This is a genomic window from Streptomyces sp. NPDC008313, assembly GCF_042956125.1.
Taxonomy (GTDB): Bacteria; Actinomycetota; Actinomycetes; order Streptomycetales; family Streptomycetaceae; genus Streptomyces.
In genome coordinates this window covers 99,921-114,718 of sequence record NZ_JBIBFR010000020.1, presented here as the reverse complement: position 1 = coordinate 114,718, position 14,798 = coordinate 99,921, and the positions used below count along the sequence as shown (strand labels likewise).

The 14,798-nt window shown below is 72.5% G+C and carries 12 protein-coding genes; 5 read left to right on the top strand and 7 right to left on the bottom strand.

The genetic code is table 11. The features are described from left to right. The first annotated feature begins 35 nt into the window (after window positions 1-35). Window positions 36-1,025 carry a zinc-binding dehydrogenase gene (locus tag ACFY93_RS25380; protein ID WP_391363102.1) on the top strand — a complete coding sequence of 330 codons (990 nt, stop codon included), beginning with the start codon at window positions 36-38 and terminating at the stop codon, window positions 1,023-1,025. A gap of 186 nt (window positions 1,026-1,211) precedes the next feature. Continuing rightward, the gene (locus ACFY93_RS25375; protein WP_391363100.1) at window positions 1,212-2,171 is read left to right on the top strand and encodes an alpha/beta hydrolase family protein; all 960 of its coding nucleotides are present in this window, start codon (window positions 1,212-1,214) and stop codon (window positions 2,169-2,171) included. Window positions 2,172-2,282: 111 nt separating this feature from the next. On the opposite strand, the gene ACFY93_RS25370 is transcribed toward ACFY93_RS25375, so the two are convergent. Beyond that, window positions 2,283-4,283, bottom strand: coding sequence for an arabinofuranosidase catalytic domain-containing protein (locus ACFY93_RS25370; protein ID WP_391363098.1), 2,001 nt, complete (start codon window positions 4,281-4,283; stop codon window positions 2,283-2,285). Between the two features lie 277 nt (window positions 4,284-4,560). Between ACFY93_RS25370 and ACFY93_RS25365 the strand changes: the two genes are divergently transcribed. Then, a complete protein-coding gene (locus ACFY93_RS25365; protein ID WP_391363176.1) occupies window positions 4,561-5,730 on the top strand; it encodes a DNA glycosylase AlkZ-like family protein in 1,170 nt (389 codons plus the stop codon). A gap of 144 nt (window positions 5,731-5,874) precedes the next feature. Next, complete coding sequence (locus ACFY93_RS25360; protein WP_391363097.1) at window positions 5,875-6,711, top strand: hypothetical protein; 837 nt, start codon at window positions 5,875-5,877, stop codon at window positions 6,709-6,711. 36 nt (window positions 6,712-6,747) lie between these two features. On the opposite strand, the gene ACFY93_RS25355 is transcribed toward ACFY93_RS25360, so the two are convergent. After that, a complete protein-coding gene (locus ACFY93_RS25355) occupies window positions 6,748-7,818 on the bottom strand; it encodes a family 43 glycosylhydrolase (protein ID WP_391363096.1) in 1,071 nt (356 codons plus the stop codon). Window positions 7,819-8,086: 268 nt separating this feature from the next. Continuing rightward, window positions 8,087-9,184: a putative sulfate exporter family transporter gene (locus ACFY93_RS25350; RefSeq protein ID WP_391363094.1), complete on the bottom strand. Its 1,098-nt coding sequence runs from the start codon at window positions 9,182-9,184 to the stop codon at window positions 8,087-8,089. Window positions 9,185-9,304: 120 nt separating this feature from the next. Between ACFY93_RS25350 and ACFY93_RS25345 the strand changes: the two genes are divergently transcribed. Next, window positions 9,305-10,204: a LysR substrate-binding domain-containing protein gene (locus ACFY93_RS25345; protein WP_391363092.1), complete on the top strand. Its 900-nt coding sequence runs from the start codon at window positions 9,305-9,307 to the stop codon at window positions 10,202-10,204. Window positions 10,205-10,296: 92 nt separating this feature from the next. On the opposite strand, the gene ACFY93_RS25340 is transcribed toward ACFY93_RS25345, so the two are convergent. From ACFY93_RS25340 to ACFY93_RS25325, 4 genes are all read right to left on the bottom strand, one after another. Then, entirely contained in the window at window positions 10,297-11,550 is a 1,254-nt protein-coding gene (locus tag ACFY93_RS25340; protein WP_391363090.1) for a cellulose binding domain-containing protein, read from the bottom strand. A 99-nt stretch (window positions 11,551-11,649) separates the two neighbouring features. Beyond that, window positions 11,650-12,705 (bottom strand): lytic polysaccharide monooxygenase, encoded by a 1,056-nt coding sequence (locus tag ACFY93_RS25335; protein WP_391363174.1) that lies wholly within the window; start codon window positions 12,703-12,705, stop codon window positions 11,650-11,652. 253 nt (window positions 12,706-12,958) lie between these two features. After that, window positions 12,959-14,143 (bottom strand): DUF6596 domain-containing protein, encoded by a 1,185-nt coding sequence (locus tag ACFY93_RS25330; protein WP_391363172.1) that lies wholly within the window; start codon window positions 14,141-14,143, stop codon window positions 12,959-12,961. Between the two features lie 8 nt (window positions 14,144-14,151). Then, window positions 14,152-14,559 carry a YciI family protein gene (locus tag ACFY93_RS25325; RefSeq protein WP_391363089.1) on the bottom strand — a complete coding sequence of 136 codons (408 nt, stop codon included), beginning with the start codon at window positions 14,557-14,559 and terminating at the stop codon, window positions 14,152-14,154. Window positions 14,560-14,798 lie beyond the last annotated feature (239 nt).

Below are 14,798 nucleotides of genomic sequence, written 5' to 3'. Positions count from 1 at the left end.
CCGCGGCGGGGGCCCGAGGGGACGGGGGCACGGCGATGAAGGCAGTGGTCCAGGAGCGGTTCGGCCCGCCCGGCATCCTGCGGCTTCTGGACATCGACCGGCCCACGGCCGGGGACGGCCAGGTGCTGGTACGCGTACGCGCCGCCGCACTCAACCCCTATGACTGGCACATGATGCGCGGCGACCCGTACGCGGCGCGGCTGACCGGCGGCATGGGACTGAGCCGGCCGAAGCACCGGGTCGCCGGCATCGACGCGGCAGGGGTGGTGGAGGCGGTCGGCCCCGGTGTACAGGCGCTGCGGCCCGGCGACCCGGTCCTCGGCTTCTGCCCGGGCTCCCTCGCCGAGTACGCGTGCACCACCGCCGACCTGCTGGTCCCGAAGCCCGCGCGCCTCACCTTCGAGCAGGCCGCGGCCGTGCCCATGGCGGCGGTGACCGCCCTGCGTGGCATCCGCACCGTGGGCCGGGTCCGGGAGGGGCAGCGGGTGCTCGTCAACGGAGCGGGCGGCGGCGTGGGAACCTTCGCCGTGCAGATCGCGACGGACCTGGGCGCGGAGGTCACCGCGGTGTGCGGGGCCGGCAGCGGCGACCTGGTCCGCTCACTGGGCGCGACGCGGGTCGTCGACTACGCCCGGGAGGACTTCACCGACGGGCGCGTACGCCATGACGTGATCCTCGACAACGTGGGCAATCACCCGCTGAGCCGACTGCGCCGGGTGCTCACCCCGGCCGGGACCCTGGTGGCCAACGGCGGCGGTTCACCCGGCCATGTCTTCGGAGCGATCGGTTCCATGCTGAGGACGGCCGCGCTCGACGCCGTCGTCCGGCAGCGGCTGCGCCCCATCCTCCCGGCGACCCCGGCCGGCCCGGCCCGGGAGGACCTGCTCACCGTCACCGCACTCGTCGACGCCGGAAAGCTCACTCCCGTGGTCGGCCGGACCTATCCCCTGGCCGGCACGGCCGAGGGCCTGCGCCACGTGGAACAGGGCCACGCCCGCGGCAAGACCGTGATCACCGTGCCGTGACCCGTACCCGCCCCCACACCCGCCCTTGCGAAGCGGAACAGCGTTCCGTATCGTAAGCGGAGCAACGTTCCGCTTCGTGCTGATGCCGGCGGGCAGAGGCACGCCCATGCCGTCGCATGCCGCTGCCGTCGGGCCGGGTCATGAAGCAACACCCTGGAAGGCACTTCGATGTCCATGCCCCTATCCATGTCCACGCCCGAGTCCGGCCCCGAGACGCACCGTGCGAACCCGCGGGAGAGCGTGGGCGGGCCCGTCACGGTGGTGTCGGCCAAGCCCGTCGTCCTGAGCGCGCCGGAGCGGGGGGAGAATCTGCAGGTGCGGGTGTCCGCTCCCGCGACCGGCGATGGCCTGCCCGTCATCGTCTTCTCGCACGGCTTCGGCAAGTCGATGGACGACTACGCCCCGCTCGCGGACGACTGGGCCGCCAGGGGATTCGTCGTCCTTCAGCCCACCCATCTCGACTCCAGGACGCTCGCCCTTCCCGCCGAGGACCCACGCACCCCGCGCGTCTGGCGTTTCCGTGTCGAGGATCTCGCACGGGTGCTGGACGGGCTCGACGTCCTGGAGGCATCGGTGCCGGGCCTCGGCGGGCGCCTCGACCGCGGCCGTATCGCCGTGGCCGGCCACTCGTGGGGAGCGCAGACGGCGAGCACACTGCTCGGCGCGCGCGTCCTCGACGCCGACGGTGTGCCGGGCGAGGACATGTCCGACTCCCGGGTCAAGGCGGGCGTGCTGCTCGCCCTGCCCGGTCTCGGTGACGACCTCACCCCCTTCGCCGAAGAGAACCTGCCCTTCATGAAGCCGTCCTTCGACGGTATGACGACACCGGCGCTCGTCGTCGCCGGGGACCACGACCAGTCACTGCTCTCCACCCGTGGGCCGGACTGGTTCACCGACCCCTACACCCACAGCCCGGGCGACAAGAGCCTGCTCACGCTGTTCGGGGCCGAGCACTCGCTCGGAGGGATCTCCGGGTACGAGGTCACGGAGACCACCGACGAGAGCCCGGCGCGCGTGGCGCTGATCCAGCGGCTCACCTCGGCCTTCCTGCGCAGCGCCCTCATCCCCGGGGACACGGGCTGGCGGGAGGCGGCCGCCGCTCTGGAGCAGGACGCCGAGCCGCTGGGGAGGCTGGAGAGCAAGTAGCCGACGTGCCGGTCCGCCAGGAGACGGGACTTGTGAGAAAAGACCGGTCTTCCCTCACAAGTCCCGTCTCCTGCTACCGGTCCGCGGGACCGGTGTCCTCTCGGCCGGGTCTCAGCCCAGTGCGAATCTCTGCGCCGCCGATCCGTTGCAGTCCCAGATCTGCAGCCGGGTGCCGTTGGCCGTGGCCCCGCCGGGAGAGTCAAGGCACCGCCCCGACTGCGGGTTCAGCAGCGAACCGTCCGCCTGCTGCACCCACTTCTGACCGCCCACGCCGTCGCAGTCCCACAGCTCCAGCTTCGCCCCGGCCGCCGTACCGTTGCCCTCGACGTCCAGGCACCGGCCGAGCGTGCGCAGCGAACCGTCGGCGCCGTGGTACCAGTGCTGGTCGACGGCCCAGGACTGGCAGTCCCACAACTGCGCGACGGCGCCGTTGCCTCCGATGTCGTCGGCCGCGACGTCGAGACACGTGCCGCCCGGCCCGGTGACCGGGGCGCCCGCGTCGACGGAGAACTTCTGGGCCGCGGCGCCGTTGCAGTCCCAGATCCGCAGCCGGGTGCCGTTGGCCGTGGCCCCGCCGGGAGAGTCCAGGCACCGCCCCGACTGCGGATTCAGCAGCGAACCGTCCGCCTGCTGCACCCACTTCTGACCACCCACGCCGTTGCAGTCCCACAGCTCCAGCTTCGCCCCGGCCGCCGTACCGTTCCCGACGACGTCCAGGCACCGGCCGACCGTACTGAGCGAGCCGTCGGAGTTGTGGGTCCAGTGCTGGTCCTCCGCGTAGGTCTGGCAGTCCCACAGTTGTACGGCGGCACCGTTGACGCCCGTGTCGTCGGCGGCGACGTCCACGCACTTTCCGCCGGGGCCGGTGACCGTACCCTGGGGGCCGTTGGGTACGTCGGTCCGGCCGGAGTAGCCGACGGAGACGATGTTCGCCTGGACGGCGTTCTCGGCGGCGTCGGTCGGATAGCCGGAGACCATCGCGCCCTCGAAGAAACTGCCCATGTTCCAGTTGCTGTTGTCGCCACCCGTGCCCAGGATGATGCCGCCCTCCTGATGCATGGGCCGGTACCCGCCGCGGGTGGGCAGCGCCCCGTCCCACCAGGTCGTCAGCCCGCCGGACTGTCCGTCGCCGCCCTTGAGCGCGTATCTCGTCTGCCCGTTGTTCTTCAGGACGGCGGTGACGTACGTGCTCCTGTTGCCGCGGTTCGCGGGGTTGGAGCCGTTGTCGCCCTGGAACATGCCGTTCTCCAGGTCGGCCTCGACCCACGGCCCGGAGCCGGTGCACGGTGCGAAGTAGCAGGTGGTCGCGATGCTCACCGCGTCCATGTGACCGTTGCCGGTGTCGGCCGGCGTGCTCTCGGCGTTGCCGTAGTCGAAGCAGCAGGCGGAACCGACGTGGGTACCGCTGGCGACCATGTAGACGCCCTCGGGCCGCCCGTCGACCGCGACCCCGGACGCGACGCCGGTGTAGCGGTAGCCGACGCCGGGTGAGATCCATATGCCGTAGACCTTGTGGCCTCCCGCGGTGACGGCGAGTTCACTCGCGTCAGCTCCGCGGTCGGCCCCCATGCCGGCGGTTCCTGCGGGCCCGGGGGTCAGGTCGTTGTGCCGCGAAGTCTGGTCGTAGACCTTGGTGATGCGGCAGGTGGTGCCGCCGCAGAACGTGTCCTGGTGCCCGGCGTCGGCGAATCCGCCGGTGGCCAGGAGGCCGATGTCGGTGGCCGCGCCGTCGGAGGCACGGGTGACCCGGTACAACGGGCCGCCGTAGGAGGAGAAGAGGGCGCGTACGGTGCTGTGCGCGGCGACGCAGGGGGTACCGGCGTCGCCGTAGATGTCGCAGGGCAGTGAGCCGGCGGCCTGAGCAGCTCCGGGGAGGCCGACCAGGGCGCTCAGCGCGAGTCCGAGGATGGCCAGGACCGACAGCAGTCGTCTGCGACCCACCGCGAGCGGCCGGTCGGCCGGGCCGGTGGTCCGGATCGCACGGGTCGCACGGGTCGCACGGGTCGCACGGGCCGTACGGGTCGTACGGGTCGTACGGGTCGTACGGGTCGTACGGGTCGTACGGGTCGTACGGGTCGTTCCGGGGGGTACCGAGGATCTCGCTTCGCGCATGGTGTGCTCCTCGACGGAAGGGGGGTGATCTTCCAACTGGCCGACCGGAGGGCCGAGTTCACGCGCCTGACGGCCGTTGCGGAACGTACGCACGACGGTCGTTCCCGTCAAGATTTGTTGCTTTTCCCTTGCCCAAGCTTTTGCATGTGTCCTGAAATGTTGGAGAGGGCAGTCCGCGAGACGGTCGGCGCGACGGGACTGAACACCGCGTCCCACCCGCCTATGCGGCCCCTCGGCCCGTCCGCGGCGTTTGTCCGCGGACGGCCGGCGCGGCAGAATCCGCGCGGTGAGGATCACCGCAGAGGAACTCAACCGCGCCACCCTCAGCCGTCAACTGCTGCTGGCGCGGGAACCGTTGTCCGTCCCGGACGGGGTGCGAAGGGTGGTGGCCCTGCAGGCGCAGCACCCGGCTTCACCGTATCTCGCGCTGTGGAACCGGCTCACCGGCCTCGATCCGGCCGAGCTGGACGCCGCCTTCACCGGACGGTCCGTGGTCAAGGCGGCCTTGATGCGGATCACCCTGCACGCGGTGCACGCCGGTGACTACCAGGACTTCCGCGCGGCGATGCAGCCGACGCTCTACGGCTCCCGGCTCGGGTACCGGTTCGCCGCCGCGGGGCTGACGCCCGCGGACGCCGAGCGGCTGGTGCCGGAACTGCTGGCCTTCGCGGACCGGCCCCGCGGGTCGGCCGAGATGCAGGCGTGGGTCGAGGAGCGGCTCGGCGCCGAGAAGAAGGACGGCGCCTGGTGGGGGCTCAAGGCGTACGCGCCGCTGCACCACGCGCCGACGGACGCACCGTGGTCCTTCGGCGTCCGGCCGTCGTTCGTCGCGGCCGGGACCGGGCCGGTGCCCACCGGGCGGGAGGTGGCGCCGGAGGCGCTGCGGACCCTGGTCCTGCGCTACCTCGCGGGGTTCGGGCCCGCGTCGGTGGCGGACGTGGCGCGGTTCGCGATGGTGCGGCGGGCGCCCGTCCGCGACGCCCTGCGTGCCCTGGACGGCGCCGTCGAGCAGCTCCGGGGACCGGACGACGTCGTACTGTTCGACGTACCCGGCGCCTCCCGGCCGCCGGGGGACGTCCCCGCTCCGCCCCGGCTCATGGCGATGTGGGACAGCGTGCTGCTGGCCCACGCCGACCGCGGCCGGCTGGTGCCCCCGGCGTACCGGCCCCTGGTGATCCGGAACAACGGCGACGTGCTGCCCACCTTGCTGGTGGACGGTCGTGTCGCCGGGGTGTGGCGGCCCGTGGACGGCGGCATCGAGGCCACCGCCTTCCATCCCCTGCCGTCGGCCGCCTGGGACGGACTCGCGGCGGAGGCCCGGTCACTGACGGCGTTCGTCGCCGGCCGCGAGCCGGCCGTCTACAGCCGCTACGGGCACTGGTGGTCCAAGCTGTCTCGGGCCGGGCTCCCCGGGGCGCAGGTCCTGGTGCTGCCGGCGGTGCGCTGACGGCGGCGGGTGAGGGCCGGCGGCGGGTGCGGGGGCTCCCCCGGCCGCACGGCCCGGACGCGCGGCTGGCCCGTACCCGGCCGTCCCCGCCGAGCCGCACAGCGGTGGAGGTAGGTTGTCGGCCACCGACCCAGGAGATGCCCCGTGCCCGGCCGCCCCAGCGTTCTGTTCGTGACCGATCTCGCCTACGAGGCCCGGGGGCGGCGCTACTGCGACGAGGACATCTTCCTGTCGTCGCGGCTGCGGGGCGACTTCGACGTGGCCCTGTGCCATCCGCTGGACGCCGCGGCTCTGATGGACGCCTTCGACGCGGTCGTGGTCCGCAACAGCGGCCCCGTGCTCCACTACCGGGAGGAGTACGACGCCTTCCGTGACCGGGCGGCGGCACGCGGCATCCGGGTCTACAACCCGCTGTGCGGCCGGGCCGACATGGCCGGGAAGCAGTACCTGCTGGACCTGACCGCGGCCGGGTACCCGGTCATTCCCACCGTCGACCGCCCCCGGGACCTCGGGCGTCTGCCCGCGGCCGACGCGTACGTGGTCAAGCCGAAGGCGGGGGCGGACTCCATCGGCCTGCGCTTCGTGGCGCGGGAGGAGCTGGCCGGACTCCCCCTGGACGGTCTGCTGGTCCAGCCCCGCGTCGACTTCCGCTACGAGGTGTCGTTCTACTACGTCGACGACGTCTTCCAGTACGCCCTTCACGCCCCCGACCCGGAGCGGCGCTGGGTTCTGGAGCGCTACCGGCCCACCGGGGCCGACCTCGCGTTCGCCCGCCGTTTCATCGACTGGAACACCCTGGACCACGGCATCCAGCGCGTGGACGCCTGCCGCACCCAGGAGGGTGATCTCCTCCTGGTCGAGCTGGAGGACCTCAACCCCTATCTGTCCCTGGAGCGCCTCGACGAGGCGGCCCGGGACGGTTTCGTCACCGCCGTGACCGCCTCCCTGCACGCGTTCCTGGCCGCCACGCCCCGTCCGTGAACCCTCGTCCCGGGGCCGCGGCGTACGTCCGGCGCCCTACTCGAAGAACTTGAGGCTCCATCCGGTGTCCGTGTTCGGGCCGGGGACGTCGGCACGGCTGTAGGTCGTGCCGCCCCACCAGCAGAACGTGCCGGTGTACCAGTAGCGGTTCTCCCAGGTGTACGGCGTCCCCTTCGGCACCGCGTGGAACATCAGGGGGAACCGCGGGCCGGCCGGCGGGCTGGTGCCGATGTCGCCGTCGAGCAGCACGAAGCTGTGGTGGCCGGGGCCGTTGACGTGCAGGGTCGGGTCCCAGCCGGGCATCATCGTCGCGCGGTCGGAGCCGAACAGGCAGCCGTTGGACTTGTACCAGTCCCATACGTACGTCGGGTCGCCGCCGGCCCGGAGCCTCAGGTCGGCCAGGCAGTAATCCTCGCTCCAGCTCCCGTTGGCGGAGTACGCGATGTGCAGCTGCCCGTTCGGATCCTTGACCGGCTCGGGTCCCTCGTTGATGAACGGGTTGCCCACCACCCGCTCCCAGCTCTCGCGGGGCTGCGAGATGACGTACCGTGCGCCGGTCGGCGTGGTCGGGCCGCTCATACGGGCGATGTAGAGGTTCTGCTCCCCATTGGTGTCGCCGGCCCAGCCCGACCAGACGAACCAGCGCTGCCCGTTGAACGTGAACAGGGTGCCGTCGATGGCCCACTTGCCGTCCGGCAGGGCCACCTGGCTCTCGGCGGTGTAGCCGCTGTCGGGTGAGGCGGAGCTGATGACGTACATCCGGTGGGCCGGTCCTCGGCCCGCCGAGAAGTAGACGTAGTACCGGCCGCCGTCCCTGACGATCTCCGGGGCCCAGACCTCACCGCGGTCACGGGTGTCCGACCAGATCCGCCGGGCCGGCGCGGAGGACAGCGCGGCCGTCGACGAGGCCTGCCTGACCACGATGCCGCCGCCGGCCGACTGTACGGAGACGTAGGTGCCGCCGACGCGGAGCACGCTCGGGTCCGCCGCGCGCAGACCGGTCTGGTCCGCGTGCGCCGGTTCGGCGGACGACAGGGAGAGCACGGCGGCGAGGACGCCGGACAGCGCGCACGCGGCGATGCCCGTGAGAAGGCGAGTCGGTTTCATGGTCCCGTTTCCTGGTCGGCCCTCCGCTCCGGGGCCGGGGCCGGTGGAGGGTGCCTGTGGGGGGCCGGGCAGGGCCGCGTGGAGACGGCGTGGCGGGGGGGACGGCCCTGCCCGTCGGGCTGCCCGGCGTACGCCCGGGCGCGTCTACATCGATAGAAATTCAGCCGTCCCAGCATCGGCATCAGAAATGACCATGTCAAGAGCGGGGCTGCCGCGCCCGGCGGGTGTTCCGTGCGCGGCGGGGGCCATGAGGCTGCCGCGCGCCACCTCACCAGCGCGTGGTGGCGTACTGGAGCAGGAGGCTGGTGACCGAGACGACGATCCACAGACAGGCCCCCAGCAGAAGCGGGCGGGGGCCCGCGCGGCGCAGACCCCTTACGTCGGTCGACAGCCCGATCGCCGAAAGGGCCACGGTGATGAGGAAGACCGAGAGCACGCCGAGACCGTGGTGCGCCCGCTCCGGTACGAGTCCCACGGTGTTGGCCAGGGCCGTGAGCAGGAAGCCGACGAGGAACCAGGGCACCAGCCCGGTGACGTTCGCACGGGCCGCGCGGCGCGGGTCCGCCGTGGAGTCCGTGGCGGGAGCCGCGGCGGCGCGGCGTCTGGCCACCGCCGCCAGCCACAGGCAGATCGGGACGATGAGGAGGGTACGCGTGAGCTTGACGACGACCGCGTACTGGCCGGCCTCGTCACCGTAGGTGGCCGCGGAGGCGACCACGGAGGACATGTCGTTGACCGCGGTACCGGCGAAGAGCCCGAAGGACTGCTGGCCCATGTCCAGGAGGTGGCCCAGGAAGGGGAAGGTGAGCACCGCCACGATGTTGAACAGGAAGATCGTCGACACCGCGTAGGCGACCTCCGCGCTCGCGGCGCCGATGACCGGAGTGACCGCCGCTATCGCGGAGGCGCCGCAGACGCCGGTGCCGACACCGATGAGGGTGCGCAGGTCACGTCCTATGCCCAGCCGGCGGCCGAGGACGTACGCGGCGGCCAGGCAGGCCGCCAGCGTCCCCACCATGACGGGCAGCGAGCTTCCCCCGACCTCCACGACCTGGGTCAGCGACAGCCCGCATCCGAGAAGGACCACCGCCAGTTGCAGGACGAAACGGCCCGCCGCCGCCACCCCCGGCCGGAACCGCTCGGCCGGGCGCCGTACGGCCGCCACCACGACGCCCATGACGACACCGGCGACCGGCCCTCCGACGACGGGGAACCAGGCCCCCAGCACGCTCGCCGGCGCCGCCACGGCCACCGCGAGCAGCAGGCCCGGGACCCGCTCGGCCAGTCGCCGCCCCCACCGCTCCCGCGGCGCGGCGGCCGGGTCGGCGGTGCGCACCACGGCGGGCTTCTCGGCGTCATCACTCATGTCCACATGATGGACACCTCCCTGACCTGGCCGGTAGCCCTTACGTCACAGGGAGGTCATAGCCGAAGGGAATGACCTGGCGGGCTGACGGGCGGGCGCGGCTGTTCGTACTCTTGGGCCATGAGTGGTCTGCCGGATGTGGAAGCGCTGCGGTTGCTGGTGCTCGTCGGAGAGCTGGGCAGTCTCGGCAGGGCCGCGGTCGAACTCGGCATCACCCAGCCCTCGGCCAGCAAGCGGGTGGCGACACTGGAACGCAGGCTGGGCCTGGCCCTGATCGACCGCGGCCGCAGCGGCTCCAGCCTGACGGCGGACGGACAGGTGGTCGTCGGCCGGGCCCAGCGCGTCCTGGACGAACTCGCGGCCCTGATGACCAGCGTGGAGGCCCAGCGCAACAAGCTGGACGCCACCTTGAAGGTGGCGGCGAGCATGACGGTGGCGGAGTACCTGATCCCGTCATGGATCAACGAGCTGTGCCACGCCCACCCCGGCCTGCACGTCGGCCTGCGGGTGACCAACAGCGAACACGTACCGGAACTGCTCCGCGCCGACGCGGCGGCCATAGGCTTCATCGAGTCGCCGCACGTCCCCCGGGGGCTGGTCAGCAGGACGGTGGCCACCGACAGACTGCTCGTGGTCGTCGCGCCCGGGCACGCCTGGGCGCGCAGGCGAAGACCCTTGACCGCCGGCGAGCTGGCCGCCACCCCGCTGGTCGTTCGCGAACAGGGCTCGGGGACCCGGGTGGCCCTGGAGCGGGCCCTGAGCCGGGCCGGCGCGAAGGAGGCGCGGCCCCTGCTGGAACTGGGCTCGGCGACCGCCGTACGGGGAGCGGTGATGGCGGGAACCGGGCCCGCGGTCATCAGCGAACTCGCCGTGCGCACCGACATCGCCGACGGCCGGCTCGTCGAGGTGGACGTGGAGGGCGTGGAACTGCGCCGGGCGCTGCGCGCGGTGTGGCTCACCGGACGCTCGCTGCACGGTCCCGCCGCCGACCTGCTCGCGGTCGCCGCGCGCCGCCGTTGACGCAGGGACGGGGTAGGTCGCCCCACCGTGCCATCGAGAAGGGCGCGGTGGGAGTGGTCCCGTCCGGCAACCCACCGGACGGGACCACGGTCTCAGCACGCCAACGGGCTGGAGCCGAGGGCGATGTCGTCGTACCAGAGGGTGTCGTCGCCCGTGCCGTAGCTCTCCCAGCCCAGCCGCAGCGTGGTGGGCCGGGGTGCCGTGGTGCGGCTGAGCCACTGGGAGTCGACGTCCTGTGTGGGTGTGCCGTCCACGTGCAGCCCGGCGATCTGCCGGTCGTCCATCCAGGTGTCCATGCTCTGCCGGGTGGTGTCGATCGCGAAGCGCAGACACACCCAACGGCCGGTCGGCAGCGGGGCGCTGAGGGCGACCCCCGCCGGGCTCTGGGCGGGCAGGGTCGCGTCGTCGGACTGGCGGTTCCACTGCAGGGCGGCGTTCTGGCCGCCGATCCTCAGTTCGCGTCCGCCGTCACGGGCGTCGGCCATGGTGACCATGGTGACGTGGGCGGCGGGCAGTGCCGTGGTGTGGCGCACCCACAGCCGGCCGTAGACCACGGGGCCCACCGCGGAGACGTCCTCGGCCGTGGCGGCGAAGGCGTGGTTGCAGTACCCGGCGGCCCCGTCGACCCGGAGCGAGCGGCTGCCGGCGTGGACCACGGAGGAGTCGACCGTCACCTTCCCGGAACCGTTGCAGTCCGGTGCGACCACCGTCCAGGAGCCCGAGGGGATGCTCCCGGTCTGGTCCTCGAAGCCGGAGCACACCGTGGCGTCCGCGCATCCCGGTGCCGGGTCGTCCGACGGCGTGGGCGACGCGCTCCCCGAGGGGGCCGGGGAATCACTCGGGGAGGCGGAGCCGGACGGGGAGCCGGTGGGCGTGGCGGAGGTCCCGGACGTCGGGGCCGGGCCGTCACCGCACGACGCGCCGTTGAGAGTGAAGTCGTCGGGCGCCGGATCGGTGCCGGACCAGGTCCCCTGCAGGCCGAAGCTCGTCGAACTCCCGGTCGGCAGCGATCCGTTGTAGTCCAGACTGTGCGCGGTGACGGACGTGCCGTCCTGGGTCACCCGGGCGTTCCAGCCGGAGGTCACCTTCTGGCCGGCGTCGAACGTCCACCCCAGCTCCCAACTGCTCACGGCGGGACCCAGGTTGGTGACCGACACCTGCGCGGTGAAGCCTCCGGACCACTGATCGGCCGTCCACGACACACGGCACACCCCGCCGTCGTCCGTGCGGGCGGCGCTGGGTGGCCCGTAGACGGCCAGGCACGCCAGCAGCGTGCCCACGACGGCCACGAACGCCGCCGCTCGCGGTCGCGCCCTGCCCGGCGGCCGCACTGTCCTCGACACCATGGGCTGTCCTTCCGTGAAATCTTGGAGGTTCCTTGATGTGGTGAGTGCGGGCGGCCGCCGGGCGGCGCGCCGACGTGGCCGGCGCCTGGCCGGCCGTGCCTACGAATCGGCGCAGCCGACGCTTCCGACCGGTGCGTCGTTGCCGGTGGAGGTGGCGGTGAAGCCGAAGGTGACGCTGCTGTCGGGAGGTATGGTCCGGTTGTAGTCGACGTTCTTCACCGTGACCGTGCCGTCCGAGCCACTGGTCAGCGCGCCGTTCCACACACTGCCGATCTTGGTGCCGTCGCCCGGCTTCCACCGCACGGTCCAGCCGTTGAGCGGTGCGGTGCCGTGGTTCATCACCTCGACGGAGCCCTGGAAGCCGCCGTTCCAGGAGCTGACCACGGTGTACATCGCCATGCACGAACCGGTGCCCGGATCGGTCGGCGTGAGGGTCGGCGTCGGCGTGGGTGTCGGCGTGGGGTCGCCTCCCGAGCCCCGGATGCCGGTGACCTCGCCGTGGCCGCCGTCGAAGGCGATGTCGGAGCAGGAGAAGAAGTTCTCCTGGCTGTCCGAGCGCACCCACTGGATGAAGATCAGCGCGTTCCCGGAGCGGCCCGAGGGCAGCTTCAGGTCCCAGTAGTAGTGGCCGCCGTTGGTTCCCGGCGTCCCCTGCTGCGGGGGGTTGGTGACCGTCTGGATCAGGTCCAGGTCGCCCCAGCCGAGCTCGGACGTGGGTGACCAGCCGGGCTTGGTGAGGTAGACCCGGAAGTCACCGGGGTGCGCGGCCCAGTTGCTGTACTGCACCTGCATCGACTCCCCGGAGGTCAGGTGCGTCCGGGGCCAGTCCGAGCGGGCGGCGTTGTAGGCGGAGAAGTCGTAGGGCGAACGGTCACCCGCGCTGCACAGCGTGCCGTCCGGCACATAGCCGGAGCCGCGGCCGCCGGCGGCGGAGTCGAGTACGGCGAACCAGTTGTACAGGGCGGTCGAGCCGCTCTGGTCCAGCGCGTCCTGGCACGCCGGGTTGGTGGGGTCGAGTGCGCCGGTGCTGGTGATGGCGTCGAGCTGGCACAGGTACGTGCGGGAGCCGGGCATCATCGCCACACCGTGTGCCTCGGCCTTGCCCTGGTTCACAACCGCCAGGCCGAACGCCGCGAACACGGTGGTCAGCGCCACGAGTAAGGAACAGATCCTGCGTCTGGTCACGAAGGCCTCCCCTCCGGGAGAAGATCAGTACGGATGATGATCGGTACATGACAAGCACGCAAGAGATGGGAGCGCTCCCATACTCAAGGTAGCGACAGCCGGGGCCGATGTAAACGCGCAGCGCGGCGCGATCCGCGGACAGCGCGCGTCCCAGGAGACGGTGGCCTGGTGAGCGGCCCGAACCCGGCCGCGCGGCTCGTGCCCGCGGCCCGGGCCCGGTGGGTCAGTCGTGCCCGCGGGAGTTGAGCCGGGCCGCCTGACGTGTCAGGTGGTCCCGCTCGGCGAGGTCGGGAGCCTTCCGGGCCGCCTCCGCGTACAGCCGTGCCGCCGTCACCGGGTCCCCGTCCCGTTCGTGCAGGTACGCCGCCACCGCCGCGTGGCGCGGCAGACCGTCGTCCAGCGCCGCGAGCGCCGCCAGCCCGGCGCGCGGTCCGTCGGCCTCGCCGACCGCCACCGCGCGGTTGAGGCGGACGACCGGGTTGTCGGTCAGGCGGACCAGCTCGTCGTACCACTCGACGATCTGCACCCAGTCGGTCTGCTCGGCGGCGAGCGCGTCGGCGTGGAGCGCCGCGATGGCGGCCTGGGCCTGGAACTCCCCCAGCCGGTCGCGGGCCAGGGCCGTCTGCAGGATCCCGACGCCCTCGGCGATCGCCCTCGTGTCCCACCGGCCGCGGTCCTGCTCGGCGAGCGGCACCAGGCTGCCGTCCGGCGCGGTACGGGCGCCGCGCCGGGCGTGGTGGAGCAGCATCAGGGCGAGCAGCCCCGCCACCTCGGGGTGGTCGATCGCGGCCGCGAGCTGCCGGGTGAGCCGGATGGCCTCGGCGGCGAGGTCGACGTCACCCGAGTAGCCCTCGTTGAAGACCAGGTAGAGGACGCGCAGCACGGTGGCGACGTCGCCGGGCCGGTCCAGGCGCACGCCGGAGACGGTGCGCTTGGCCCGGCTGATCCGCTGCGCCATGGTCGCCTCGGGCACCAGGTAGGCCTGGGCGATCTGGCGGGTGGTGAGCCCGCCGACGGCCCGCAGCGTGAGCGCGACCGCGGAGGACGGGGTCAGCGACGGATGGGCGCACAGGAAGTAGAGCCGCAGCGTGTCGTCCACGGCGGACACGGGACCGGGCGCCGGCTCGTCGTCGGCCACGTCCTCACGCCGGCGGCGCGCGGCGTCCGCCCGGGTCGCGTCGAGGAAGCGGCGCCAGGCCACGGTGATCAGCCACGCCTTGGGGTCCCGAATGAGGTCTCCCCCGCCCGAGCGCGGCCCGGAGCCCGGGGAAGGATCGGCCGGCCAGACGCGGACCGCCTCCACGAGTGCGTCCTGCACGGCGTCCTCGGCCGCCGCGAAGTCGGCTCCGCGGCGGACGAGGGCGGCGAGCACACCCGGTGTGAGGCTCCTCAGCAGGGCCTCGTCCATCGGCGAGGTCACTCCGTGATGGTGGGCGGCGTGGCCAGGAACGGGCGCAGCTCGAGCCACTCGTGGATCGGCTTGCCGCCGGCACCGGGGGCGGCGGACAGCTCCCCGGCCAGCTCGACGGCGCGCTCGTAGCTGTCGACGTCGATCACCATCCAGCCGGCGATGAGGTCCTTGGTCTCGGCGAACGGCCCGTCGGTGACAGGCGGGCGCCCCTCGCCGTCGTACCGGACCCACGTCCCCTCGGGGGCGAGCGCCTGGCCGTCGACGAACTCGCCCGTCTCCTGCAGCCGGTCCGCGAAGTCGTGCATGTACGTCATGTGGGCCGAGATCTCCTCGGGGGTCCACCGGTCCATGGGCACGTCGTTCAGGCAGGCCGGAGCGCCGCGGTAGTGCTTGAGCAGCAGGTACTTGGCCATGGTGTCTCTCCTCGGTACTGGTGCGGCCCATTGTGGTCGCGTTCGTCCCTGGGACGGAGCCGTTCGCCCGTTCTCGACATCGCGTGCGGATTTCTTTCGCCGGGCCGGCGTCGCCCCGCGGGGCCCGCCCCCAGAATCCCCGGAGTCACCGCGCACACTGGTGATTCAGCCGATGGCGCGCGCGCCTCGCCCCACGACGCTGGTCGGGTCAGGCACCCCACCCCGCATCCTCGTCAGGA